The sequence below is a fragment of the Stenotrophomonas sp. FR024 genome (genome assembly GCF_047500745.2).
Taxonomy (GTDB): Bacteria; Pseudomonadota; Gammaproteobacteria; order Xanthomonadales; family Xanthomonadaceae; genus Stenotrophomonas; species Stenotrophomonas maltophilia_A.
Genome location: NZ_JAXAXM020000014.1, coordinates 55,591 through 79,733 on the forward strand (window position 1 = coordinate 55,591; position 24,143 = coordinate 79,733).

At 67.0% G+C, this 24,143-nt stretch carries 19 protein-coding genes; 9 read left to right on the forward strand and 10 right to left on the reverse strand.

Features of this window, described 5'->3' with window-relative positions; all coding sequences use genetic code 11:
• Positions 1–17: 17 nt before the first annotated feature.
• From ACMZ91_RS15560 to aspS, 3 genes are read right to left on the reverse strand one after another with little or no spacing between them, the layout of a single operon-like run.
• Positions 18–539 carry a GNAT family N-acetyltransferase gene (locus ACMZ91_RS15560; protein WP_134951171.1) on the reverse strand — a complete coding sequence of 174 codons (522 nt, stop codon included), beginning with the start codon at positions 537–539 and terminating at the stop codon, positions 18–20.
• Positions 540–570: 31 nt separating this feature from the next.
• A complete protein-coding gene (locus ACMZ91_RS15565; RefSeq protein WP_414577333.1) occupies positions 571–888 on the reverse strand; it encodes a DNA primase in 318 nt (105 codons plus the stop codon).
• Positions 889–904: 16 nt separating this feature from the next.
• The gene (aspS, locus tag ACMZ91_RS15570) at positions 905–2,656 is read right to left on the reverse strand and encodes an aspartate--tRNA ligase (protein ID WP_010481582.1); all 1,752 of its coding nucleotides are present in this window, start codon (positions 2,654–2,656) and stop codon (positions 905–907) included.
• Positions 2,657–2,814: 158 nt separating this feature from the next.
• On the opposite strand from aspS, the gene ACMZ91_RS15575 reads away from it, so the two are divergent.
• A complete protein-coding gene (locus ACMZ91_RS15575; RefSeq protein WP_032128536.1) occupies positions 2,815–3,558 on the forward strand; it encodes a DUF3011 domain-containing protein in 744 nt (247 codons plus the stop codon).
• 133 nt (positions 3,559–3,691) lie between these two features.
• Here the strand turns inward: ACMZ91_RS15575 and ACMZ91_RS15580 are convergent, their stop codons facing one another.
• From ACMZ91_RS15580 to blaL2, 3 genes are all read right to left on the reverse strand, one after another.
• Positions 3,692–4,333 carry a hypothetical protein gene (locus ACMZ91_RS15580; protein WP_049422905.1) on the reverse strand — a complete coding sequence of 214 codons (642 nt, stop codon included), beginning with the start codon at positions 4,331–4,333 and terminating at the stop codon, positions 3,692–3,694.
• Between the two features lie 55 nt (positions 4,334–4,388).
• A complete protein-coding gene (locus ACMZ91_RS15585) occupies positions 4,389–5,603 on the reverse strand; it encodes a cation:proton antiporter (RefSeq protein WP_032128538.1) in 1,215 nt (404 codons plus the stop codon).
• A gap of 85 nt (positions 5,604–5,688) precedes the next feature.
• Positions 5,689–6,600, reverse strand: coding sequence for a L2 family extended-spectrum class A beta-lactamase (gene blaL2 / locus ACMZ91_RS15590; RefSeq protein WP_134951173.1), 912 nt, complete (start codon positions 6,598–6,600; stop codon positions 5,689–5,691).
• Between the two features lie 176 nt (positions 6,601–6,776).
• On the opposite strand from blaL2, the gene ampR reads away from it, so the two are divergent.
• Positions 6,777–7,640 carry a LysR family transcriptional regulator AmpR gene (gene ampR, locus ACMZ91_RS15595; RefSeq protein WP_012511908.1) on the forward strand — a complete coding sequence of 288 codons (864 nt, stop codon included), beginning with the start codon at positions 6,777–6,779 and terminating at the stop codon, positions 7,638–7,640.
• 73 nt (positions 7,641–7,713) lie between these two features.
• Here ampR and ACMZ91_RS15600 read toward each other — a convergent pair whose 3' ends face one another.
• Positions 7,714–9,579 carry an ABC-F family ATP-binding cassette domain-containing protein gene (locus ACMZ91_RS15600; protein ID WP_414577330.1) on the reverse strand — a complete coding sequence of 622 codons (1,866 nt, stop codon included), beginning with the start codon at positions 9,577–9,579 and terminating at the stop codon, positions 7,714–7,716.
• Between the two features lie 336 nt (positions 9,580–9,915).
• Between ACMZ91_RS15600 and ACMZ91_RS15605 the strand changes: the two genes are divergently transcribed.
• Both ACMZ91_RS15605 and ybaL read left to right on the forward strand, forming a co-directional pair.
• Positions 9,916–12,303 carry a TonB-dependent receptor plug domain-containing protein gene (locus tag ACMZ91_RS15605; RefSeq protein WP_414577328.1) on the forward strand — a complete coding sequence of 796 codons (2,388 nt, stop codon included), beginning with the start codon at positions 9,916–9,918 and terminating at the stop codon, positions 12,301–12,303.
• 169 nt (positions 12,304–12,472) lie between these two features.
• Positions 12,473–14,170, forward strand: a complete 1,698-nt coding sequence (gene ybaL / locus ACMZ91_RS15610; RefSeq protein ID WP_107431474.1) for a YbaL family putative K(+) efflux transporter — start codon at positions 12,473–12,475, stop codon at positions 14,168–14,170.
• Between the two features lie 397 nt (positions 14,171–14,567).
• Here ybaL and ACMZ91_RS15615 read toward each other — a convergent pair whose 3' ends face one another.
• A complete protein-coding gene (locus tag ACMZ91_RS15615; protein ID WP_049461519.1) occupies positions 14,568–15,854 on the reverse strand; it encodes an O-acetylhomoserine aminocarboxypropyltransferase/cysteine synthase family protein in 1,287 nt (428 codons plus the stop codon).
• A 182-nt stretch (positions 15,855–16,036) separates the two neighbouring features.
• Here ACMZ91_RS15615 and ACMZ91_RS15620 point away from each other — a divergent pair, with 182 nt between their 5' ends.
• From ACMZ91_RS15620 to ACMZ91_RS15630, 3 genes are all read left to right on the forward strand, one after another.
• Positions 16,037–16,774, forward strand: a complete 738-nt coding sequence (locus ACMZ91_RS15620; RefSeq protein WP_049461520.1) for a winged helix-turn-helix domain-containing protein — start codon at positions 16,037–16,039, stop codon at positions 16,772–16,774.
• Positions 16,771–18,066 (forward strand): ATP-binding protein, encoded by a 1,296-nt coding sequence (locus ACMZ91_RS15625; protein WP_414577326.1) that lies wholly within the window; start codon positions 16,771–16,773, stop codon positions 18,064–18,066. The genes ACMZ91_RS15620 and ACMZ91_RS15625 overlap by 4 nt, the downstream gene beginning before the upstream one ends.
• A gap of 140 nt (positions 18,067–18,206) precedes the next feature.
• Entirely contained in the window at positions 18,207–19,007 is an 801-nt protein-coding gene (locus tag ACMZ91_RS15630) for a MipA/OmpV family protein (RefSeq protein WP_414577324.1), read from the forward strand.
• A 72-nt stretch (positions 19,008–19,079) separates the two neighbouring features.
• On the opposite strand, the gene clpB is transcribed toward ACMZ91_RS15630, so the two are convergent.
• The gene (gene clpB / locus ACMZ91_RS15635) at positions 19,080–21,665 is read right to left on the reverse strand and encodes an ATP-dependent chaperone ClpB (protein WP_414577322.1); all 2,586 of its coding nucleotides are present in this window, start codon (positions 21,663–21,665) and stop codon (positions 19,080–19,082) included.
• 181 nt (positions 21,666–21,846) lie between these two features.
• Positions 21,847–22,668, reverse strand: a complete 822-nt coding sequence (locus tag ACMZ91_RS15640) for a DUF3014 domain-containing protein (protein WP_414577320.1) — start codon at positions 22,666–22,668, stop codon at positions 21,847–21,849.
• Between the two features lie 154 nt (positions 22,669–22,822).
• On the opposite strand from ACMZ91_RS15640, the gene ACMZ91_RS15645 reads away from it, so the two are divergent.
• Together ACMZ91_RS15645 and ACMZ91_RS15650 are read left to right on the forward strand one after the other, a co-directional pair.
• Positions 22,823–23,314, forward strand: a complete 492-nt coding sequence (locus tag ACMZ91_RS15645) for a hypothetical protein (protein ID WP_049422957.1) — start codon at positions 22,823–22,825, stop codon at positions 23,312–23,314.
• Between the two features lie 95 nt (positions 23,315–23,409).
• Positions 23,410–24,120 (forward strand): glutathione S-transferase, encoded by a 711-nt coding sequence (locus tag ACMZ91_RS15650; RefSeq protein ID WP_180845401.1) that lies wholly within the window; start codon positions 23,410–23,412, stop codon positions 24,118–24,120.
• Positions 24,121–24,143 lie beyond the last annotated feature (23 nt).

A 24,143-nucleotide genomic window follows, 5' to 3' on the forward strand; every position in this document is an offset into this window, starting at 1 on the left:
GCAAGCGGCGGTGAACGTCAGGTCGCGCGCGGTGCGCGGCGCAGGATGAACTCGAGGTCCTGGGTATCACCGACCGGGAACAGGTACTCGCCGGCCTTCTCGAATCCATAGCGGGCGTAGAAACGCTGTGCGCCGAAGTTCTCCGACCACACGCCCAGCCACAGCGTGCGCGGGCCTTCGTGTTCCAGCCAGGCCAGCGCGGTTTCCAGCAGGCGGCTGCCCCAGCCGCAGCTCTGCTGCGTCTTGATCAGGTACAGGCGCTTGAGTTCGCCGTCACCGGGCTTCACGTCCGGGTGCGGCAGGCCACAGGGGCCGGCGGCGGCATGGCCGACCGCCTCCCCGTCCAGCTCCAGCAGCCACACCGCGTAATCGGGGTGGGCCAGGATCACGCGCTGGCGCTCGACCGAGTAGGCCTCCGCGAGGAAGGCCTGCAGGTCCTGCGGCGGATACAGATGGCCGAAGGTTTCGGTGAACGTGCGGGCAGCCAGCGCCGACAGGGTCGGCGCGTCGTCCACGGTGGCGCGGCGGATCGAATACATGCAGGAAGTTGACGTCAGGGCGAAGCGCGGGTCAAGCCTTTTCAGGCGATTCCGCTTCTTCTTCCTCGTCCTCTTCCTCGTACTCCTCTTCGTCCTCGTCCTCTTCTTCGCCTTCCTCGTCCTCGTCGTACTCTTCCTCTTCGTCGTCCTCGTAATCCTCGACGCCGAAGTCTTCACCGTCCCAACGGCCTTCGCCGTCGGCGACGAAGGTCAGGGCCATCGCCGTCGGGTTGGTTCCGACGCGAACCAGCCAACCACCGAACACGCGCGCACGCTCGGTGACCAGGGTGGCCTCGGAGCCTTCATTGCCCAGCTTTTCCCACTCCAGCGAAAACGCAAACTCGGTCATTGCCTGGATCTCCTGATCAGTTGGTCTTGGGGCGAACCTGGATGTGCACTTCGGCCAGCTGCGCGTCGACGATCGGCGACGGCGCGTCGGTCATCAGATCCTGTGCACCGGTGGTCTTCGGGAACGGGATGACGTCGCGGATCGACTCGGTGCCGGCCATCAGCGCGGCGATGCGGTCGATGCCGAAGGCGATGCCACCGTGCGGCGGCGCGCCGTAGTTCAGCGCGTCGAGCAGGAAGCCGAACTTGGCGCGGGCTTCCTCGGCGCCGATGCCGAGCAGTTCGAACACCGCGCTCTGCATGTCCGGACGATGGATACGGATCGAACCGCCGCCGATTTCATTGCCATTGAGCACCATGTCGTAGCCGCGCGAAACGGCGGTACGGGCATTGGCGCGCAGGTCGGCGATGTCGTCCACGGCCGGTGCGGTGAAGGGGTGATGCAGGGCGACGTAGCGCTGTTCTTCCTCGTCCCACTCGAACATCGGGAAGTCGGTGACCCACAGCGGTGCCCAGCCGTCGGCGACCAGGCCGAAGTCCTTGCCGGCCTTCAGGCGCAGCGCGCCCATGAAGTCGGAGACCTTGTTGTAGCCACCGGCGCCGAAGAACACGATGTCGCCGTTACCGGCGCCGACGTGGGCGACCAGCGCAGCGAAGGATTCCTCGCTGAAGAACTTCTGGATCGGCGAGCTGACTTCGCCGTTGTCGGCAATCTTGATGTAGGCCAGGCCCTTGGCGCCGTACTTGGCGGCATGCGCGGCGTATTCGTCGATCTGCTTGCGGCTGAGCGCTGCACCGCCCGGGATGCGCAGCGCGGCGACGCGGCCTTCGGCGTCATTGGCCGGGCCGGTGAACACGGCGAACTCGCTGTCCTTGACCAGCTCGGCCACGTCGACCAGCTCCAGCGCGATGCGCAGGTCCGGCTTGTCCGAGCCGTAGCGACGCATTGCCTCGGCCCAGGTCATGCGCGGGAAGCTGGCATCCAGCTGGACGTCGACCACTTCCTTGAAGATGGCGCGGATCATGTCCTCGACGAAATCCTGCACGTCGCGCTCGCGGACGAAGGCGAATTCCATGTCCAGCTGGGTGAATTCCAGCTGGCGGTCGGCACGCAGGGCCTCGTCGCGGAAGCAGCGCGCGATCTGGTAGTAGCGGTCGAAGCCGGCCACCATCAGGATCTGCTTGAACAGCTGCGGGCTCTGCGGCAGGGCGTAGAACTCGCCCGGGTGCATGCGCGCCGGCACCAGGAAGTCACGCGCGCCTTCCGGGGTGGCCTTGGTCAGGATCGGGGTCTCGATGTCCTGGAAGCCCTTTTCGTCCAGATGGCGGCGCAGGGCCTGCACCAGCTTGATGCGGGTGCGCTGCATGCGCTGCATTTCCGGGCGGCGCAGGTCCAGGTAGCGGTACTTCAGGCGGGTTTCCTCGCCCGGATTCTCGTGGGCGTGGAACGGCAGCGGCGCGGCCTTGTTCAGCACGGTGATGGCGGTGGCGATCACTTCCACCTTGCCGGTGCGCATCTTGTCGTTCACCGCGTGGCGGGCACGCACCACGCCTTCCACCTGCAGCACGTCCTCGTAGCCCAGCGACGCGGCCACGGCGAACACGTCGGCGTTGTCGACTTCCACGGTCACCTGCACGATGCCTTCATGATCTCGAAGATCGATGAAGCAGACGCCGCCCTGGTTACGGGCCACGTCGGTCCAGCCGGCGAGGGTGACAGTCTGGCCAATCAGGGTCTCATCGACCAGGCCGCAGAAGTGGGTACGCATGGGGGGAAGCTCCGCTGGAGAACGCCGGCACCGGATGGGGGCCGGAAAGCCTCGTATTCTGCGGCCGAGGCCCCGGCCGGGGCAAATCCGGCCAGTCACACCGGCTTGATCGCCCCCCTCCCTATAGTCGGGCACCTGCCACCGTATGGGATGCCGCCATGAAACCGCTGTCCCTGGCCAGCCTGGCCGTAACCCTCAGCCTGGGTGCCGCGGGCACCCTTGCCCTGCCCGCCCCTTCCGCGCATGCGCAGAGCGGCGTGGTCCGCTGCGAAAGCCAGAACAACCGCGAACGGGTCTGCAACACCGGCTGGCGCAATGCGCAGCTGGTGCGCCAGCTGTCCGGCTCGGACTGCGATGAAGGACGCACCTGGGGCAGCCGTAACGGCAGCATCTGGGTCACCAACGGTTGCCGCGCGGAATTCGTCGAGGCCCGCGGTGGCTGGGGCGGCGGCAATGGCGGTGGCTGGGGCGGCAACAACGGCCGGCCCGGCGAGACCATCCGCTGCGAGAGCCAGAACAACCGTGAGCGCAGCTGCCCGGTCGGCTGGCGCAATGCCCGCCTGGTCCGCCAGCTGTCCGGCAGCCCCTGCAACGAAGGGCGTACCTGGGGCGTGCGCAACGGCGCGGTCTGGGTCAGTGGCGGCTGCCGTGCCGAATTCGCCGAAGCCCGCGGCTGGGGCGGTGGTGGCGGTGGCTGGGGCGGCGGCAACAGCAATTACTCGGTTACCTGCAGCAGCAACAACAACCGCTCGCAGACCTGCGACTGGGATGAGCGCCAGGGCCGCCCGGTGCTGCAGCAGCAGCTGTCCGGCAGTGCCTGCCAGGAAGGCCGCAGCTGGGGCTACTCACGTGGCCAGGTGTGGGTGAGCAACGGCTGCCGCGCGCGTTTCGGTACGCGGTAAGTACACGGTCGGATCCCTGGCCGACGGCCAGGGCTCTGACCCCGGTCCGGTATCCCGCATCCACACATGGCGTGGATCTACTGAGGGCCTTTCTGGGGTCGAGGCCCTCCGCAGGAGGGATCCGACCCTGTGATCACGGGGCGGACGCTTTATCGTCGCCCCACGGTGCAGGCGGCAGGGCAACCGGCTTGCTCAGGTCGAACTGCACGCGGAAGCGGCGGCCCTCCGGGCGGGTCAGCTCGTAGACAAAGGTCTGGTCGGGATCAATCTCCATCGCCCAGGTGTTGTGCGTGGAGGCCAGCATGTCGGCGCGGCGGAACATCGCCACCGAATCGGCGTCGGCGGGGAACTGCTGGCGCTCGGCGGTGCCCGGCGGCGTGCTGTCGCCACCGTAGAGGGTGATCGCGTCGGGGCTGCCGTCTTCGTGGCGATGGTCGTGCTTCAGGCGCAGGCCGGTTTCCGTACGGGTCAGCACCCAGGTCCGCGAGTGGTCATCGCCGACATGGAACGGGATGCGCAGCTCGTGCGCCGGATCGGCACAGCCGCGCACATGCATGACCAGGCGCTGCCCGGCGAACGGATCCTTGCCGGTCGGTGCCGGCGTGTCCTCCACCACCTTGCCGGCGTAAGCCTGGCCGCAATGCGCGGCGATGGCGGCCATGAAGGCATCGGCCGGTGCGGTCGCCAGATCATGGGCGACCGTATCGGAGCGCTGCGAACACGCAGCAAGGCTGAGCAGGAGGGCGGAAGCGGTGACAACGGCAGGCAGTTTCATGCCCCAACCCTAACGGCCATGGCCGAAGTGCGCAAACCGCACGCGCAGCATCCGCTCAGCGATCGACTGCAGATGCCGCTGGCAGCGTTTCGGTGGCCGCCACCGGCGCGGCTTCGCCTTCACCCGCAGGTTCCTGTTCAACCGGATCGACATCGAACGGCGTGCGGAACACCAGCGACGGCAGCAGCGTGGTCAGCGCCGCATACAGCAGCAGCGCGCCGAACAGCACCGCCGGAATCTGGAAACGCTCGCGCATGATCGCTGCCAGCACCAGGGTGAAAATCAGCGTCGGGGCCAACGCCAGCGAGACCCGCAGGCTGCTGCGGAAGCTCTCGCCGAACATCACCCGGCGCTGCAGCCAGACCACGCCGATGCGCAGCGGCAGCACCACCAGGGTGATCACGATGCCCAGCCCCAGCGCCTCAAAGCTCAGTGCTTCGCTGGGCACCTTGGTGCCGGCATTGAAGAAATAGAACGGAACGAAGAACGAAGCGAACAGGCGCAGCGCGTGCAGGTTCTCATGCGAGGCCAGCAGCGGCATGCGCTGGTGCAGCAGGCGCGCGACCAGACCGGCGATGAACGCACCGACCAGGTAGTACACGCCCAGCAGATAGGTGATGTAGGCCGCGACCATGCCCACCATCACCAGCAGCGAGAACTCTGAACCCGGCGCGTGCGGCGCCACCCAGCGGCCCAGCGCGATGAACAGCAGCGGCAGGCCGACCATCATCGCCAGCAGGGCCAGGCTGGACAGCGCCATGTGCCCCGGATCACCGGCCTGCAGCACGATGAACAACGCCGCCAGCGCCAGCAGTTCGCCAGCGATGGCCTTGCTGGTCACCCAGAACCGCTCGTCCTCGCTCAGGCCCAGCCGCGACAGCGAATCCATGATGAAGCCGGTGGACGGCGTCAGCAGCGCCAGCGCCAGCAGGCCGGCGGCCTGCCACGGCAGCCCCGCGTAGCGCCAGGCCAGCCAGCCCACACCGAACAGCGTGCCGGTACGGATCACCAGATGCGCCAGCAGCGGCCACATGCCACGGCGCAGCGCCTGCAGATCCACTTCCAGGCCGGCGAACAGGAACAGCGAGGAAATGCCCAGCGTGGCCAACAGACCGATCACCGCGTCGTGCGCCTGGTCGCCCAGCCAGAGCATGCCGATGATGCCGAACAGCAGGCAGGTCAGCGGCGCGGGCAGGCTGAAACGCTGCAGCGCGCGTGGGATCACCAGCAGCGCGAAGATCAGCAGCAGGTAGATCAGTTCATGGCTCATGGGGGACTTCCGTGTGGTTCGAACGCGCGCAGGATGCGCGCGCCGAACCGATCCGGCAAGCCACTTCTGAATGACCCCGGTTACCTCAACCGATCAGCCGATCGGCGATGCGGCCTACCTGCGCCAGCACCGTGGCACGCTGTTCGTTGCTGATCGCACCCGCCTGCAGGTAGGCGGTCAGCACCCAGGGCGTGCCGCCGGCCAGCGGCCACAACACGGCGATGTCGTTGCGCGCGTCCTCGCCGTTGCTGCCGGTCTTGTCACCGACGCGCCAGCGCTTGCCCAGGCCCGCGCGCAGGCAGGCGTCGCCGGTTTCGTTGTCGATCAGCCAATCGGCCAGCTGCTGCCGCGACGCCGGCTGCAGCACATCCCCCAGCACCACGCGCTGCAGGGTCGCAGCCATCGCCGCCGGCGTAGTGGTGTCGCGCGGATCGCCCTTGGCAAAGCTGTTCAGCTCCGGCTCCAGGCGATCACTGCGGCTCACCGCATCACCGCTCGCGCGCAGGAACGCAGTCACCGCGGGCGGGCCACCGACCACGCCGAACAGCAGGTTGGCTGCAGTGTTGTCGCTGGTGATGATCGTGGCACGGCACAGATCCCGCACGGTCATGTCCTTGCCGGCGTGGCGGCGGGTGACCGGCGCGTGCGAGAGCAGGTCGGCATCGCGCACCGGCACGCGCGTGTCCAGCAACGCGGGCCTGCGCTCGGCCTGGCTGAGCACGCTGGCGGCCAGCACGCTCTTGAACGTGCTGCACATCGGGAAACGCTCGTCCTGGCGATGACCGATGCGGCGGCCGCTGGCGGTATCAAGCAGGGTCACGCCGAGGCGGCCGGCACAGGCCTTTTCCAGTGCGGCGAAGTCGGTGGCGGCGGTGAGGGCGGCATCGGTCGGTGCACTGGCGGCGGTCTTGCCCGCCGCACGGGCCAGCAACGGCAGGGCAAGCGAGGAAGCAACGGCAGCACCACTGAACTGCAGGAATCGGCGACGGGCGAGCATGCGGGTTCTCCTGGGGGACCGCCCGATTATTGAAGCCTCGCACGCAGGCGACCAGCGCGAAAAATCAGCGGAAGGCATTAGCTGAATTAATGCCTGTCGCAATCAACCCTTTAATTCTCCTGAACTAGCTACTGGGAAGGTAGGATCAGCCATCACATTGACTCACGACTACTCCGATGCTGCACCCCACCCTGCCGCTGAACGCGCTGCGCGCCTTCGAGGCGGCCGCACGCCACCAGAACTTCACCCGTGCCGCGCTGGAGCTGTGCGTCAGCCAGGCCGCGCTGAGCCACCAGATCCGCGGGCTGGAGGACCGGCTCGGCATCCGTCTGTTCCATCGCCTGCCGCGCGGCGTGGCGCTCACCGAGGAGGGCGCGGCGCTGTATCCGGTGCTCAACGAATCGTTCGAGCGCATCTCGGCCAGCATCGCGCGCTACACCGGTGGCCCGGCCCGTGAAGTACTGACGCTGGGCGTGGTCGGCACCTTCGCCACCGGTTGGCTGCTGCCACGGCTGGCTGCGTTCGAGGCCGCGCACCCGGACATCGAGCTGCGACTGCAGACCCACAACAATCGCATTGATCTGGCCGGCGAGGGCCTGGACCTGGCGATCCGCTTCGGTGATGGCGACTGGCAGGGCCAGGCCTGCACAGCGATCCTCGACGCGCCGTTTGCACCGCTGTGCGCACCAGCATTGGCGCGGCGGCTCAAACAGCCACGCGACCTGGGCACCCTGCCCCTGCTGCGCTCCTACCGCAGCGACGAATGGCCGCGCTGGCTGCAGGCGGCAGGAGTGAGTGGCGTGGAAGCCCGCGGGCCGGTGTTTGATTCGTCGTTGACGGTGGCGATGGCCGCGGTGGGTGGTGCCGGCGTGGCGCTGCTGCCGCTGCGCATGTTCGAGCAGGAACTGGCCGAGGGTCGCCTGCTGCAGCCATTCAGCACCACGCTGGAGCTGGGGCGCTACTGGCTCACGCGACTGCGCTCGCGTGCCGAGCGTGAGCCGGCGAAGCGGTTCCGCGAATGGCTGCAGGCGCAGGGATGAAAAAGGGGACGGAGGGGATTAAGTCGTTTGTGCCACAAACGACTTAATCCCCTCCGTCCCCTTTTTTGCGTGATCAGGACTCCAGCAGTTCCATCCACGTCGCTTCGGCTTTTTCCAGCTGGGCGGCAGCGGTTTCGCGGTCACGGCCGATCACCGCCAAGCGGGTGGCATCGGCGTAGTTGGCCGGGTCGGCCAGCTGGCGGTCCAGCTCGGCCAGGGCGCTTTCCAGCTCGGCCACCTTGGCCTCGGCGGCAGCCAGCTTGTGCGGGTTCACCGGCCTCTTCTGCACCACCTGAGCCACCGGCGCGGTCTTGACCACCACCGGCTCTTCCACCTGTTCCATGCGCGCCTTGGTGCCCTGCGCCTGCGGACGGGTGCGCAGCCAGGCCGCGTAGGCGTCGAGGTCGCCGTCGAACGGCTCGACCACGCCATCGGCCACGCGCCAGTAGGTATCGCAGACCAGGCCGATCAGATGGCGGTCATGCGAGACCATCACGATCGCGCCTTCGAAGGTGGCCAGTGCCTCAGCCAGCGCTTCGCGCATTTCCAGGTCAAGGTGGTTGGTCGGTTCGTCCAGCAGCAGCACATTCGGCTGCTGCCAGGCGATCAGCGCCAGCGCCAGGCGCGCGCGCTCGCCGCCGGAGAAACCATCCACCGGCTCGAACGCGCGGTCGCCCGGGAAGTTCCACTTGCCAAGGAAATCGCGGAACGACTGGTTCGGTGCGTCCGGCGCGATCTCGCGGAAATGCTCCATCGGCGACTGGCCTTCGTGCAGCGACTCCACCGTGTGCTGGGCGAAGTAGCCGATCTTCAGGTCCGGGTGCGCCATGCGCTCGCCGACGATCGGCGCCAGCTCGCCCACCAGGGTCTTCACCAGGGTGGTCTTACCGGCACCGTTGGGGCCGAGCAGGCCGATGCGCTGGCCCGCTTCCAGGCCGAAGCCGACGTTGTGCAGGATCACCGCGTCCTTGCCGTAGCCGGCCTCGACGTGGTTCAGGCGGATCAGCGAGAACGGCAGCTTGGCCGGCGGCGCGAACTCGATGCGGAACTCGCGCTCGGCACGCACCGCTTCGGTGCCGGCCAGCTTGGCCAGGCGCTTCATGCGGCTCTGCGCCTGCGCGGCCTTGCTGGCCTGCGCCTTGAAGCGGTCGATGAAGCTCTGCAGGTGGGCACGCTCGGCCTGTTCCTTCTCGTGCGCGATCTGCTGCTGGCGCAGCTGTTCGGCGCGCTGGCGCTCGAAGTCGGTGTAGCCGCCCGGATAGAGCTTGGCGCCGCCACCGTGCAGGTGCAGGGTGTGGGTGGCCACGTTGTCGAGGAACTCGCGGTCATGCGAGATCAGCAGCAGCGTGCCCGGATACTTCAGCAGCCACTGCTCCAGCCAGTACACCGCGTCCAGATCCAGGTGGTTGGTCGGTTCGTCCAGCAGCAGCAGGTCGCTTGGCATCATCAGCGCGCGGGCCAGGTTCAGGCGCACGCGCCAGCCGCCGGAGAACGAGGACACCGCGCGGTGGTGGGTCTCTGCCGGGAAACCGAGGCCGTGCAGCAGCTTGCCGGCGCGCGCTTCGGCGTCGTAGGCATTGAGCTCGGCCATCTTCGTGTGCGCCTCGGCCACCGCTTCCCAGTCTTCACGGGCGGTCGCCTCGGCCTCGGCGGCCAGCACGGCGGCCACTTCGGTATCACCGCCCAGCACGAAGCTCAGCGCCGGGTCCGGCAGCGACGGGGTTTCCTGGGCGACGCTGGCGATGCGCACCTTGCCGGGCAGATCGACATCGCCCTTGTCCGCCTCCAGCTCGCCCTTCACCGCCGCGAACAGGCTGGACTTGCCAGCACCGTTGCGGCCGACCACACCCACCCGGTAACCGGCGTGCAGGGTCAGGTCGACATTGGACAACAGCAGCCGCTCGCCGCGGCGCAAGGCGAAATTACGAAGGGAAATCATCGGGGGAGGCGTCCATATAACCAGATGGAATGTGCTGGTGAGCACTGTTCCTGCGACGCAATTCTAGCGTTAACGAATACTTGACGCGTCCCGGGATGCGCGGCGGCCGGCGTTCCTCTCTCCCACGTCCTTGCCGCGCGCGTCCCGGGCTCCCTCCCCCGCCAGTGCCGATCCGGGCTAAATGGTTGCTGCTGCAACGTTTTTTCCGATGACCGGCATTTGACACGCACTGAATATCCCGTTAATTCCTGCTTTGCGCACCGCAACAACCGCCGTCCGCCTCACCCCCGTGATGTCGATTCCGGTGCCGCCCCCGCCAACCGGAGCTCCGTCCCGATGACCCGCAAGACCAGCCTGATCGCCGCCGCCGTCGCTGTCGCACTCGGTGGTTCTCCGTTCGTTGCCGCTGCCCAGCAGGCCGGCACCGCCGCCAACACCCTGGACACGGTGATCGTCACCGGTACCCGCGTGGCCGACCGCACGGTGGCCGAGTCGCAGTCGCCGATCGACATCATCACCCCCGAAGCCCTGCAGTCCACCGGCACCAGCGAGCTGGCCACCGCGCTGTCGCGCGCCCTGCCCTCGCTGAACTTCCCGCGCCCGGCGCTGACCGATGGCACCAGCGGTGTGCGCCCGGCGCAGCTGCGCGGCCTGTCACCGGACCAGGTGCTGGTGCTGGTCGACGGCAAGCGCCGCCACACCTCGGCGATGATCAACGTCAACGGCAGCATCGGCCGTGGTTCGTCGGCAGTGGACATCAATGCGATCCCGATCGCCGCCATCGAACGCGTGGAAGTGCTGCGCGACGGTGCGTCGGCGCAGTACGGCTCGGACGCCATCGCCGGCGTCATCAACATCGTGCTCAAGGGCAGCGGCAGTGGCGGCAGCCTGGCGGTGGACTACGGCCAGTACTCGGCCGGTGACGGCAACAAGTACCAGCTCTCCGGCGATACCGGCGTCGAGTTCGGCAACGGCCGTGGCCGCGTGCACGTGGCCGGCCAGATCAGCCAGCAGGACGAAAGCAACCGCGCCGGCCCGTACCGCGGCACCACCCCGAACACCGGCAACTTCCCGAGCATCGGCCAGAAGACCTTCATCGTCGGCGACCCGCGCGTGGATGCGACTGCGGCTTCGGTCAACGCCAGTTTCGATTTCAGTGACCGCGTGACCGGCTACGCCAGCGCGCTGCTCAGCAACCGCGACATCACCTCGTTCGCGTTCTACCGCTCGCGCAACCACAGCGGGCAGAGCGCGCTGCTGGCGCAGACCTACCCGGACGGCTTCGTGCCGGAGATCAACCAGTACTCCAAGGACCGCTCGCTGGTGGCCGGGGTCAAGGGCAACACCGATAACGGCTGGACCTGGGACCTGAGCCTGAACCACGGCGAGAACACCCTCGACTTCCACACCCGCAACAGCATCAACTACAGCCTCGGCGCAACCAGCCCGCGCTCGTTCTACGACGGCACGCTGAAGTACCAGCAGGACATCTTCAATGCCGACCTGACCAAGTCGCTGGACTGGGGCCTGGCCTACCCGGTCACGCTGTCATTCGGTGGTGAATACCGCAAGGAGAAGTGGGACCAGAAGCCGGGCGAGCTGAACTCGTACACCGGCAGTGGCGCGCAGGGCTTCGGTGGCTTCACCCCGACCAATGAAGTGCATGCCGACCGCCACAACTACGCGGTCTATGCGGGTCTGGAAGCGGACCTGACCGAGAAGTTCTCGGCCGGCATCACCGGCCGCTACGAGGACTACTCGGACTTCGGCGACCGCTTCTCCGGCAAGCTGTCGGCGCGCTACGCGTTCACCGACAAGATCGCGCTGCGGGCCACCGCGTCCAGCGGCTTCCGTGCGCCGTCGCTGGCGCAGCAGGGCTACCAGGCGGTCACCAGCCAGTTCCTCAACGGCGTGTTCGTCGAGCGCGGCACCTTCCCCACCACCAGCCCGGCTGCGCAGGCGCTGGGCGCCTCGCCGCTGAAGGCCGAGACCTCCACCTCCTACAGCCTGGGCCTGGTGCTGCAGCCGGTCGACCGCCTGTACATCACCGTCGACGCCTACCAGATCGACATCGATGACCGCATCGCATTGTCGTCCAGCATCACCACCAACACCGCCACCAGCGCGCTGCTGGGCACGTTGGGCCTGCCGCAGGTGACCGCGTTCTCGTACTTCACCAACGGCCTGGATACGCGCACCCGCGGTGTCGATTTCGTGTCCAGCTACACGGTGCCCTTCAGCGCCAGCAGCCTGGAACTGACCGCCGCGTACAGCTACAACGACACCGAAGTGCGCCGCGTCGGCGGCACCCCGGCGGTGTTCGGCACGCTGGGCCTGACCCAGTCGCTGATCGGCCGCGATGAGATCGGCCGCATCGAGGACAGCTATCCGCGCGACAAGGCGATCCTGAGCGGCACCTGGCGTTCGGACCACTGGGAACTGGGCCTGGCCGCGACCCGCTACGGTAAGTTCACCGTGCGCAACTCGGCCACCGCACTGCGCGACCAGACCTATGGCGACGCCTGGGTGGTGGATGCCTCGGCCAGCTACAAGCCGAGCAGCAACTGGACCCTGACCGTGGGCGCCGACAACCTGCTGGACAAGTACCCGGACCGCACCGAAGACCTGCAGAACTCCACCTTCGGCATGCTGCCGTACAGCAACTACTCGCCGTTCGGCTTCAACGGCGCGTACGTATACGGCCGGGTCAAGTACACCTGGTAAGCGCTGGCGGGCGCCTCTTTGGTAGTGCCGGCCGCTGGCCGGCAACTCCCTGGTGGGGTCAGATCCTTTTTCCTGCGGGAGAGGGATCTGACCCCATTCGCATTTAAGGTTTGCCGTATCTGGCGTCATCGGTGAAAATCGGGATACCCCCGTTTTTCTGCGAGTGCCGATGCACCATGACACCGACCTGATCAACATCGTTGCCGTTGGCCTCGGGCTCGCCTTCATCTTCGGCGCGCTGGCCAACAAGCTCCGCTTGTCTCCCTTGGTCGGTTACCTGGTTGCTGGCATCTGCGTAGGCCCGTTCACCCCCGGCTTCGTCGCCGACCAGGCGCTGGCCAACCAGCTGGCCGAGCTGGGCGTGATGCTGCTGATGTTCGGCGTCGGCCTGCACTTCTCGCTGAAGGACCTGATGGCGGTCAAGGCCATCGCCATCCCCGGTGCCATCGGCCAGATCGCGGTCGCTACCCTGCTCGGCTGGGGCGTGGCCTCGCTGATGGGCTGGCCAGCCCTGCATGGCGTCATCTTCGGTTTCTCGCTGGCCACCGCCAGTACCGTGGTACTGCTGCGGGCGATGGAGGAGCGCCGCCTGCTGGAGACCATGCGCGGCAAGATCGCGGTCGGCTGGCTGATCGTGGAAGACCTGGCCTGTGTGCTGGCGCTGGTGATGATGCCGGTGATGGCCGGTGTGTTCGGCCCCGATGCGGCCAAGGAATCGCACTCGCTGGGCAGCGTGCTGGCCGACATCGGCTGGACCTTCGTGCAGCTGGGCCTGTTCGTGGCGGTGATGCTGGTGGTCGGACGCCGGGTCATCCCGTGGATCCTCGAACGCATCGCCGGCACCGGATCGCGCGAACTGTTCACCCTGTCGGTGCTGGCGATCGCGCTGGGCGTGGCGTTCGGCTCGGCGATGCTGTTCGGCGTCTCGTTCGCGCTGGGCGCGTTCTTCGCCGGCATGCTGCTCAACGAATCGGAGCTGAGCCACAAGGCCGCACATGATTCGCTGCCGCTGCGCGATGCGTTCGCGGTGCTGTTCTTCGTCTCGGTCGGCATGCTGTTCGACCCCAACATCCTCGTCCAGCACCCTTGGCAGGTGCTGGCCACGGTGCTGATCATCATGTTCGGCAAGTCGGCCGCCGCGTTCTTCATCGTGCGCGCGTTCGGCCACCCGACCAGCACTGCGCTGACCATCTCGGCCAGCCTGGCGCAGATCGGCGAATTCGCCTTCATCATCGCCGGCCTCGGCGTCGCGCTGCAGATCCTGCCGAAGGAAGGCCAGTCGCTGGTGCTGGCCGGTGCGCTGGTGTCGATCATGCTCAACCCGCTGGTGTTCGGGCTGCTTGACCGTTGGCAGGCCAAGCAGGAGCAGTCGCCCCAGGCCGCCGAGCCGGAAGAGGCCACCGGCCCCTCGCGTGACCTGCATGACCATGCCATCGTCATTGGTTACGGCCGGGTCGGCAGCGAGCTGGCGCAGGTGCTGCGCGATCGTGGCGTGCCGGTGCTGGTGATCGATGACAACAAGGAGCACGTCGAACAGGCGCACGCCAAGGGCCTGGCGGCGATCCGTGGTAGTGCTGCTGCCGACCGCGTGCTGGCCGAAGCGCATCCGGAACGCGCGAAGATTGCGGTGCTGGCGATTCCTCAGCCGCTGGAAGCCGGTGAGGCGCTGGCCAAGCTGCGTGCGATCAATCCGGATCTGACCCTGCTGGCGCGAGCACACAGCGATGCGGAGGTGAAGCACCTGCTGGAGCATGGTGCCGATGGCACGGTGATGGCCGAGCGTGAGCTGGCGTACTCGCTGGCGGAGATGGTGATGGCCACGCCGCCGTATCGCGGGCTGGGACAGCACAGTATTCCGGTGGTGTGAGGAGTGTGGGTGCGGCAGGGCTTGCAGCCCTGCACCTGCTGAAGCAACGGCAACGACAAAAGCAAAAGCTGGCATTCCGTGGGATGGCGGGGTGGGTCCGGTTGCAGGGGACGCCGTGAATCCGTCCATGGAGGCTCGGTCGCGCCATCCATGGCGCTCACGCCCCTGCAACCGGGCCCACCCTGCCTTCGACAATTTCCTGCGGCTGTTGGTAGGTGTCGACCTTGGTCGACACGGCGGTGCATCTGACCCCGGAAACAAAAAAATCCCCGGTCGACCCGCATCGACCGGGGATCTGGATCGCCACGTTGCCATGCCTCGGAGAGGCAGTTCCACCGTAGCGCATCGCGGTGCCGGTGGTGATCGCCTGTGGCGATGACGACCAAGCGTGCGGCTATCAGGCGCCTGCCAGGGCCTGCTCCAGGTCGGCACGCAGGTCGCCGATGTGCTCGATGCCGATCGACAGCCGCACGGTGTCCTCGCTGACGCCGGCCTTGGCCAGTTCGGCGGCATCCAGCTGGCGATGGGTGGTCGAGGCCGGATGGGTGGCCAGCGATTTTGCATCGCCCAGGTTGACCAGGCGGGTGAACAGCTTCAGCGCATCGAGGAAACGTGCGCCGGCTTCACGGCCGCCCGGCAGGCCGAAGGTCAGTACGCCCGAGCCGTGCCCACCCAGGTAACGTTGCGCGGCGGCATGCTCGGGGTCGTCGGCCAGCCCGGCGTAGCGCACCCAGGCCACCTTTGCGTGTGACTTCAGAAACTGCGCGACAGCCAGCGCGTTGGCGTTGATGCGCTCCATGCGCAGCGCCAGGGTTTCAATGCCCTGCAGGATCAGGAACGCATTGAACGGCGACAGCGCCGCGCCGGTATTGCGCAGCGGCACCACCCGCGCGCGGCCGATGTAGGCCGCCGACCCCAGCGCTTCGGTATAGACCACGCCGTGATAGCTGGGGTCGGGCTGGTTGAGCCGTGCGAAGCGCTGGGGTTGTGCAGCCCAGTCGAAGCGGCCGGAATCGACGATCGCGCCGCCGAGGCTGTTGCCGTGGCCGCCGAGGTACTTGGTCAGCGAATGCACCACGATGTCGGCGCCGTGCTCGAACGGGCGCAGCAGGAACGGCGTGGCCACGGTGTTGTCGACAATCAGCGGCACGCCAGCGGCATGCGCGACCTCGGCAATCGCCGCGATGTCGGTGACGTTGCCACGCGGGTTGCCGATCGATTCGACGAACACCGCCTTGGTGCGTTCGTCGATCAGCGCGGCGAAGGCGGACGGATCGGCCGGGTCGGCGAAGCGCGCCTGGATGCCGTACTGCGGCAGCGTGTGCGCCAGCAGGTTGAGGCTGCCGCCATACAGCGCACTGGAGGCAACGATGTTGTCACCGGCCTCGGCAATGGTCTGGATGGCATAGGTGATGGCCGCCTGCCCCGAGGCCAGTGCCAGCGCACCGATGCCGCCTTCCAGTGCGGCCAGGCGCTGCTCCAGTACGTCGGTGGTGGGGTTCATGATGCGCGTGTAGATGTTGCCGGGCACCTTCAGGTCGAACAGATCGGCGCCATGCTGGGTGTCATCGAAGGCATACGCCACCGTCTGGTAGATCGGCACCGCCACCGCGCGGGTGGTCGGGTCGGGACGGTAGCCGCCGTGCACGGCCAGGGTTTCCAGTTGCCACTGCGGGTCGCTCATTGCGCCAGGCTCCATCCGGGGAAACCGCCACCATAGGCCAGCCAGAACCACGCGCTGAAAGCTGCTGGCGATGACGCCAGTACCACCGGTTATCAGGTTGGCCGCGATTCAGGCAGCCGTCATGGGCCGTTGCTAGGCTTCGCCGCCGGGCGCTCCTGCCCGGGCACGGAGGCCCAACGCGCATGCAGCCATCCCCTTGGACACCCACCGCCAGCGGCACGCCGACCCCGGTGCTGCTGGTGGAGGACGACCGCCGCCTGGCCGAGCTGGTCAGTGACTACCTTCACGAACACGGCTTCGCCGTGCAGCATGTGGCCCGTGGCGACCTCGCCGGTGCGGCCTGCCGCCAGCACGCGCCGGAACTGGTGGTGCTGGACCTGATGCTGCCCGGCCTCGGCGGCATAGACGTGTGCCGGCAGATCCGCAGCTTCTCCGATGTGCCGATCCTGATGCTGACCGCCTGCGAGGACGACATCGAACAGGTGCTCGGCCTGGAATCGGGCGCCGACGACTATGTGCACAAGCCGATCGAGCCGCGCCTGCTGCTGGCCCGCCTGCGCGCCCTGCTGCGCCGCCGCCATGGCAGCAGCAACACCGGCACCCCCTGCCGCCTGATGCACGGCGAGCTGCTGATCGACCGCATGCAGCGCGAGGTGCATCTGCACGGCCAGCCGGTGGACATGGGCACCACCGAATTCGAGATCCTGTGGCTGCTGGCCAGCCAGCCGGGGCAGATTCTCTCGCGTGACCAGATCCTGCAGGCGGTGCGCGGCATCGGCTTCGACGGGCTGGACCGCAGTGTCGATGTCAGCATCGGCAAGCTTCGCCGCAAGCTGGGCGATGACGCGCGCGAACCGCGGCGGATCAAGACGGTGTGGGGCCGCGGCTACCAGTTCAATCCCTCGTCCTGGTCGGCATGAAGCGGCTGTTTCTGCGCCTGTGGCTGGTGGTCGGCGCGAGCTTCCTGATCACCCTGCTGCTGATCAACGTGATCTTCGATCGCATCTACCTGCCGTTCCAGCAGCGTGTGTTCGCAGAGCAGGTGCGCGGCCAGTTGTATGCATTGCGGCAGGGGTTGGACGGAAAGGACTCCGCCGCCCAGCAGGATCAGCTGGCGCAATGGCAACCCCACTATGGCATCGCATTGGCTCTGCTGCCGTCAGCACCGGCCCTCGCGGCCGGCGAACAGGAACAGCTGCAGCGCAACGGGCTCATTTCCCGGCAGAAGTTCGAGATCGTACTGGCGCCGCTTGATCCACTGCATCCCGATGGCCCCTGGCTGCGCCTGCATCTACCAGGCGAGCCGTCGATGACCCTCTATCTCACCCTGATCGCCTATTCGGTAATGCTGGCCCTGTTCGGGCTGTGCCTGTACGCCTGGGTGCGCCTGCTCTGGCGCGATCTGGACGCGCTGCGCGTGCACGCCGATCGCATCGGTGCCGGCGATCTGCAGGCGCGCGCGCAGGTTTCGCCACGCTCGCAGATACGCGTCATCGTCGACCATTCCAACCGCATGGCCGCGCGCGTGGCCGAGCTGGTGCAGCGCCAGCGCGACCTCACCCATGCCATATCGCACGAACTGCGCACGCCCATCGCGCGCGTGGCCTTCGGCCTGGACCTGATGCAGGACAGCGATGACCGCGAACGCCGCGAACGGCTGGCGCGGGGCCTGCACGGCGATCTGGCCGAACTCAACCGGCTGGTCAGCGAACTGCTGGCTTACGAACGGCTGGAGCATCCCAGCGAGGGCGAGCCGATGCAGCGCATCGAAGCCAACGACTGGCTGCAGGCCTGCCTGGCCGATGCGCGCCGTGATGCCGAACGGGCCGGCGTGGTCCTGCGCGTGCAGCCCAGTGCGTTGCCGCGGGTGGATGCCGAACCGCGGCTGCTGCAGCTGGCGCTGAGCAATCTGGTAGGCAATGCGCTGCGCCACGCGCGTTCGCAGGTGGAAGTGTCGCTGGTCGGTGTCGGCGGCCGCGCGTGCCTGCGTGTGGATGACGACGGCCCGGGCATCGCCGAGGCCGACCATGAAAAAGTGATGCGCCCGTTCACCCGCCTGGATGACAGCCGCAGCCGCGACACCGGCGGCTTCGGGCTGGGCCTGGCCATCGTCAGCCGCATTGCAGCCCGCCACGGTGGCGAGCTGCGCATCAGCCGCGCCACGCTGGGTGGCGCGCGCCTGGAAATGCACTGGCCGCTGGCTGCCAGCTGAACGCCCACGGGCGCCATTACAGTTGATTACAACTCCCGCACAACTGCGGAGGGATCGGTCGCCGGCATATCGCCACGCTGGCGACCCTGCAGCACTCGCCGGATGCGCGCGCTGCTTTCCTCCCATTGTCGAGAGATTCCATGTCCCAGCTTCGCCGTTCCCCCACCCTGCTCTGCCTGGCCCTGCTGCCGCTGTTCGCCACGCCGATCGCCCACGCCAAGGATGACCACTGGACCTTCGAGGTCGCTGCCGGCGGTGGCGTGGCGCCGCGCTACAGCGGCAGCGAGGAGTATCGTGCGACGCCGTCGTTGTCCTTTGATGTCACCTCGCCGGGTGGATGGTTTCTGGGCACCAGTGGCATTGGCTGGGGCACCTCCATCGGCGAGCACACCCGCGTGCGCGCTTATGTCGGCGCCAGCGGCATCCGCAAGGAAAAGGACTCGCTGCTCGGCGGTTCCGACTTCCTGCGCGGCATGGGTGATATCGATACCCGTCCCCTGGTCGGCATCTCGGCTGGTTATACGCTGGGCGAAGCCGTGCTGAGCGGCGCCTGGCAGTTCACCCGCAAGGACGAGGACAAGGCCGAGAACGGCCTGGCCACCCAGCAGATCCACCTGAACCTGAGCATGCCGCTGTTCGACCTGGCCGGCGGTGTGGTCAGCGGCAGCGTGTCCACCGACTACGGCAACCGTGGCTACATGCAGACCTGGTACGGCGTCAGCCCGGAACAGGCGGCGCGCACCGGCTTTGCCCAGCACACGCCGAAGGCCGGCCTGGTCAGTGCCGGTCTTGGCCTGAAATGGAGCCACCGCGTGGGCCGCAACGGCAACTGGTACATCTCGGCTGAGGGCACGCGACTGCTTGGCGACGCCGCCGACAGCCCGATCGTGCAGAAGCCCAACCAGTTCGGCCTGATGAGCGGCTACACGCACCGCTTCTGAGTGAGCGCCGGGCATGGCCCGGCGTACTCCGCAGGAAACGGGGCGCCGCGATCAGGCAGCGCCCCGTGTGAATCACGCCTTGGCGAACACCAGGTGGCCGCCGTCGTTGCCGACTTCAATGGTGTCGCCGTTGACGAAGGCACCGGACAGGATCTTCTGCGCCAGCGGGTTCTCCAGCTGCGCCTGGATCGCACGCTTCAACGGACGTGCGCCGTACACCGGATCGAAACCAACGTTGCCAAGCAGGTCGAACGCTGCATCGGACACCAGCAACTTCAAACCACGTTCGGCCAGGCGCTTTTCCAGCCCACGCATCTGGATGCGCGCGATCTGCTTGATCTGCCGCTTGTCCAGCGGGTGGAACACCACGATGTCGTCCAGGCGGTTGATGAACTCCGGGCGGAAGTGCGCCTGCACCACGCCCATCACCGCCGCCTTCATCTGCGTGTAGGCCTCCGGGCTGTCATCAGCGCTCATGTCCTGGATCTGGTGCGAACCCAGGTTCGAGGTCATCACGATGACGGTGTTGCGGAAGTCCACGGTGCGGCCCTGGCCATCGGTCAGGCGGCCATCGTCCAGCACCTGCAGCAGGATGTTGAACACATCCGGATGCGCCTTCTCCACTTCGTCCAGCAGGATCAACGAATACGGACGGCGACGCACGGCCTCGGTCAGGTAGCCACCCTCTTCGTAACCGACGTAGCCCGGGGGCGCACCGATCAGGCGGGCGACGCTGTGCTTCTCCATGAACTCGCTCATGTCGATGCGGATCATCGCGTCGGCACTGTCGAACAGGAACTCGGCCAGCGACTTGCACAGCTCGGTCTTGCCGACGCCGGTCGGGCCGAGGAACAGGAACGAACCGGCCGGGCGATTCGGATCGGACAGGCCCGCACGCGAACGGCGCACGGCATCGGAGACGACCTTGATCGCTTCCTCCTGGCCGACCACGCGGTTGTGCAGCACCTCTTCCATCCGCAGCAGCTTGTCGCGCTCACCTTCGAGCATCTTGTTGACCGGAATGCCGGTCCAGCGCGACACGACCTCGGCGATCTCCTCGTCGGTCACGCGGTCCTGCACCAGCTTGAAGTCCCTGTGTTCGGCTTCCTGCGCGGCGGCCAGCTGTTTTTCCAGCTGCGGCAGCAGGCCGTACTGGATCTCGCTCATCTTGGCGAAATCCTGGCGGCGCTGCGCGGCTTCCAGCTCCAGCTTGGCCTGCTCGACCTGCTCCTTGATCTTGGTCGCACCCTGCAGCGCGGCCTTCTCCGACTTCCAGATTTCATTGAGGTCGGAGAACTCGCGCTCCAGCGCCTCGATGTCGTTCTCCAGATCGGCCAGGCGCTGCCGCGAGGCCTCGTCCTTTTCCTTCTTCAGCATCTCGCGCTGGATCTTCAGCTGGATCACCCGGCGTTCCAGGCGGTCCAGTTCCTCCGGCTTGGAGTCGATCTCCATGCGCAGGCGCGAGGCGGCTTCGTCCATCAGGTCGATGGCCTTGTCCGGCAGCTGGCGGTCGGTGATGTAGCGGTTGGACAGCGTCGCAGCGGCAACGATGGCCGGGTCGGTGATCTCCACGCCGTGGTGCAGCGCGTACTTCTCCTTCAGACCGCGCAGGATCGCAATGGTGTCCTCCACCGACGGCTCGCCCACGAACACCTTCTGGAAGCGGCGCTCCAGCGCAGCATCCTTCTCGATGTACTTGCGGTACTCGTCCAGCGTGGTGGCACCGATGCAGTGCAGCTCGCCACGTGCCAGTGCCGGCTTCAGCATGTTGCCGGCATCCATCGCGCCGTCGGCCTTGCCGGCGCCGACCATGGTGTGCAATTCGTCGATGAACAGGATGATCTGGCCTTCGTTCTTGGCCAGGTCGTTCAGCACGCCCTTCAGGCGCTCTTCGAATTCACCGCGGAACTTGGCACCGGCGATCAGCGCGCCCATGTCCAGCGACAGCACGCGCTTGCCGCGCAGGCCTTCGGGCACTTCGTCGTTGATGATGCGCTGGGCCAGCCCCTCGACAATGGCAGTCTTGCCCACGCCGGGTTCGCCGATCAGCACCGGGTTGTTCTTGGTCCGGCGCTGCAGCACCTGGATGGTGCGACGGATCTCCTCGTCACGTCCGATCACCGGATCGAGCTTGCCGCTCTCGGCGCGCGCGGTCAGGTCGATGGTGTACTTCTCCAGCGCCTGCCGCTGTTCCTCGGCATTCTCCGACTGCACGTTCTCGCCGCCACGCAGCTTGTCGATCGCGGCCTGCAGGCGGGTCTTGTCAGCACCGGCGGCACGCAGTGCCATGCCCAGCGTGCCGCCGTCGTCCAGCGCTGCCAGCACGAACCACTCGCTGGCAATGAAGGCATCACCGTGCTGCTGGGCCAGCTTGTCGGTCTGGTTCAGCAGGCGCCCCAGGTCGTTGCCCATCGAGACATTGCCGGCCTGGCCGGACACCTTCGGCAGCGCGTCCAGTGCTTCGGTCAGGCGCTCGCGCAGGACCGGCACGTTCACGCCGGCCTGGGCCAGCAGCGGGCGCGTGCTGCCACCCTGCTGGTCCAGCAGCGCACTGAACAAATGAACCGGTTCGATGATGCTGTTGTCGCGGCCCACGGCCAGCGACTGTGCGTCTGCCAGCGCCTGCTGGAAACGCGAGGTGAGCTTGTCCATCCGCATTGCGAATCCTCATCGGTCATCAGGGCCGGCCCGCGCCGGCGATGCTGGAAAGATGCGGTTGCCCCACCCCGTTTCAAGGGTGGCTGCGACTGCACCCCGAGGCCAGTCAGCCTGCGGCCAGCATGCCGGAACGGGTGTGGTCGGCGCGTTGATCCCGATCAGTTCCGCGCGGTGGAGGGACTCAGCGGGTGATCGCGCTGCGGATCGCCCGCAGCTGCTGCTTGACCGCCCGCGCCTGCGCCACATCCATGCGCAGCAGGGCCTTCTGCCCGATCGAGCGTGACTGCAGGGTGGGATCGACGAAGCGATAGCGGCCCCGTTCGTCGCGCTGCACCAGCGGCGCCTGGGCCAGTTCCGGGGTCTCCAGCAGGTGGTCGATCACCGTGACCAGACGGTCGTTGAAATAGCCCTCGGGCCGGCCAAGGTCCACGTAAGCCTGCTGGATCAGCGGATAGAAGCGCTTGTAGGCGGTAGCCGTTGCCGCCGGGTCGAGCGCGGCAAATGCCTGCAAGTAGGGCGCATAGCGCGCCGCATTGCTGGCGGCGATGCGTTCGCCGCCCTCACCCGCCTCGACCTGCAGGTTGCCCGGCAGCGGCCGCGCGGCCAGCGCGGTGGGTGGCACGCTGGGCTTGTCCAGGTTGTCGACCTGGGTGACCAGGCGCTGGATCAGATGGTCGCGCAACAGCAGGGTCAGCGGACCCTCGCCCTGGAACAGCTGGCTCAGCGCGCCCCAGGCAGCGGCATCGCTGTCAGCCAGCTTCGGCAGCGCCGGATCTGCCGCGGCCCCGGTATCCAGCGGATGCTTGATCGGAGGCGACGCTGGCGCGGGTTCTGCGGCCGCCTGCGGTTGTGGCGGTGCGCTGGTACTGGCAGGGGTTGATTGCACCGGCACCGAAACTCCGTCCGCCAGGCTCTTCAGCTGGTCGCGGAACAGCCAACCGCCCGCGCCACCGATCACCACCACGCCCAACACCCAGGGCCAAACTGCTTTTCGACTCTGCATGATGCAGCACCTCGTTCTCACACGCATGGAGAAGGTGTGACCCGGCCGATTTCCGTGGGTTCCCCACCCGTTCCGGTAAGGTTCGGGAAACGCGTTGACAGCGCAGTGCGACGGGCGGCCCAATGAGCAGTCCAGCCCCTTCGACGAACGACCCATGGAGCTTCGCCCGGAACCGGTGCCTTTCCGCATCAGCACGCTCGACCTGACACTGGTGTATCGAGAGCAGAACGCGAGCGCACAGGTGAACGTGGAGGCACAGACGCTGGAGGACTATGCAGCGCAGCCGGGCATGCGTTACCGCTCACTGCAGGTGGATTTCGAACTTGTCCATGAAGCGCGTTGCCGGGGCGGAAATTTTCACGAGATGCGCCACGGCGAGATCTTCGAGGAAACCGGACCAGCCGATGAAACCGCGCACTGGCGGCAAACCGGTCTCTGCCCTTTCCCCGGCTTCTACCGGGTCATCCACGATCCTGGCCTGGCGGCACTGCTCGCGCACTACGATCCCCGCAATGTCCACGACCTGCAGCTTTTCATCCTTGCCGCACATGACAGCTACGTTGAAGTGCTGGCCAAGGGATATCGCTACACGCTGGCTGGCAGCGTCAATGAACACGACATCATCACCGTCGCGCCATCGGCCTGAACACTCCGACATCCAACGCCAGGTAGGCATTGCACTCACGCCCGCTTTGCGCGAGCAGCGCGACGCTATGCATCCTGTCCCGTGGAGACACAGCCATGCAGTACGCGCTGTATTACTGGACCGGCATCCAGGGCCGTGGCGAGTTCGTGCGCCTGGCGCTGGAGGATGCCGGTGCCGACTACATCGACATGGCGCGGGCGCACGGCGATGCAGTGATGCAGCCGTTTCTCGATGGCAGCAGTGAAGGTGCGCAGCCCTTCGCGCCGCCGTTCCTGAAGGCCGGTCGCCAGGTCATCGCGCAGGTCGCGGCAATCCTGGATTTCCTGGGCCCGACGCTGGACCTGGTGCCGCAGGCGGCCTCGCGGCGGACGCAGGCACTGCAGTTGCAGCTGACCATCGCCGACCTGGTGGCCGAGGTGCATGACACCCACCATCCGATCGCTGCATCGAGGTACTACGAAGAGCAGAAGACCGAAGCCAAGGCACGCGCCGCGTCACTGCGCAGCGAGAGGCTGCCGAAGTTCCTCGGCTACTTCGAGCAGGTGCTGGCCGCCAACGGTGGCCGCCATGCACTGCGCGAGCACTCGTATGTGGATCTGTCGCTGTTCCAGCTGCTGAGCGGGCTGAACTACATGTTCCCACGCCGCATGCAGGCACTGGAACCTACCCTGCCCCTGCTGCGCGCGCTGCAGGAGCGGGTGGCGAAACGACCCAACATTGCCTCCTATCTGGACTCGGAACGGCGATTGCCGTTCAACACCAACGGCATCTTCCGCCACTACCCGGAACTGGATGGAGAGCGGTAGTGCCGGCCGCTGGCCGGCAGCTG

Coding starts and splice junctions, on each gene's coding strand:
- ACMZ91_RS15560 (WP_134951171.1), bottom strand. CDS start 539: ATGTATTCGATCCGCCGCGCCACCGTGGACGACGCGCCGACCCTGTCG.
- ACMZ91_RS15565 (WP_414577333.1), bottom strand. CDS start 888: ATGACCGAGTTTGCGTTTTCGCTGGAGTGGGAAAAGCTGGGCAATGAA.
- aspS (WP_010481582.1), bottom strand. CDS start 2,656: ATGCGTACCCACTTCTGCGGCCTGGTCGATGAGACCCTGATTGGCCAG.
- ACMZ91_RS15575 (WP_032128536.1), top strand. CDS start 2,815: ATGAAACCGCTGTCCCTGGCCAGCCTGGCCGTAACCCTCAGCCTGGGT.
- ACMZ91_RS15580 (WP_049422905.1), bottom strand. CDS start 4,333: ATGAAACTGCCTGCCGTTGTCACCGCTTCCGCCCTCCTGCTCAGCCTT.
- ACMZ91_RS15585 (WP_032128538.1), bottom strand. CDS start 5,603: ATGAGCCATGAACTGATCTACCTGCTGCTGATCTTCGCGCTGCTGGTG.
- blaL2 (WP_134951173.1), bottom strand. CDS start 6,600: ATGCTCGCCCGTCGCCGATTCCTGCAGTTCAGTGGTGCTGCCGTTGCT.
- ampR (WP_012511908.1), top strand. CDS start 6,777: ATGCTGCACCCCACCCTGCCGCTGAACGCGCTGCGCGCCTTCGAGGCG.
- ACMZ91_RS15600 (WP_414577330.1), bottom strand. CDS start 9,579: ATGATTTCCCTTCGTAATTTCGCCTTGCGCCGCGGCGAGCGGCTGCTG.
- ACMZ91_RS15605 (WP_414577328.1), top strand. CDS start 9,916: ATGACCCGCAAGACCAGCCTGATCGCCGCCGCCGTCGCTGTCGCACTC.
- ybaL (WP_107431474.1), top strand. CDS start 12,473: ATGCACCATGACACCGACCTGATCAACATCGTTGCCGTTGGCCTCGGG.
- ACMZ91_RS15615 (WP_049461519.1), bottom strand. CDS start 15,854: ATGAGCGACCCGCAGTGGCAACTGGAAACCCTGGCCGTGCACGGCGGC.
- ACMZ91_RS15620 (WP_049461520.1), top strand. CDS start 16,037: ATGCAGCCATCCCCTTGGACACCCACCGCCAGCGGCACGCCGACCCCG.
- ACMZ91_RS15625 (WP_414577326.1), top strand. CDS start 16,771: ATGAAGCGGCTGTTTCTGCGCCTGTGGCTGGTGGTCGGCGCGAGCTTC.
- ACMZ91_RS15630 (WP_414577324.1), top strand. CDS start 18,207: ATGTCCCAGCTTCGCCGTTCCCCCACCCTGCTCTGCCTGGCCCTGCTG.
- clpB (WP_414577322.1), bottom strand. CDS start 21,665: ATGCGGATGGACAAGCTCACCTCGCGTTTCCAGCAGGCGCTGGCAGAC.
- ACMZ91_RS15640 (WP_414577320.1), bottom strand. CDS start 22,668: ATGCAGAGTCGAAAAGCAGTTTGGCCCTGGGTGTTGGGCGTGGTGGTG.
- ACMZ91_RS15645 (WP_049422957.1), top strand. CDS start 22,823: ATGGAGCTTCGCCCGGAACCGGTGCCTTTCCGCATCAGCACGCTCGAC.
- ACMZ91_RS15650 (WP_180845401.1), top strand. CDS start 23,410: ATGCAGTACGCGCTGTATTACTGGACCGGCATCCAGGGCCGTGGCGAG.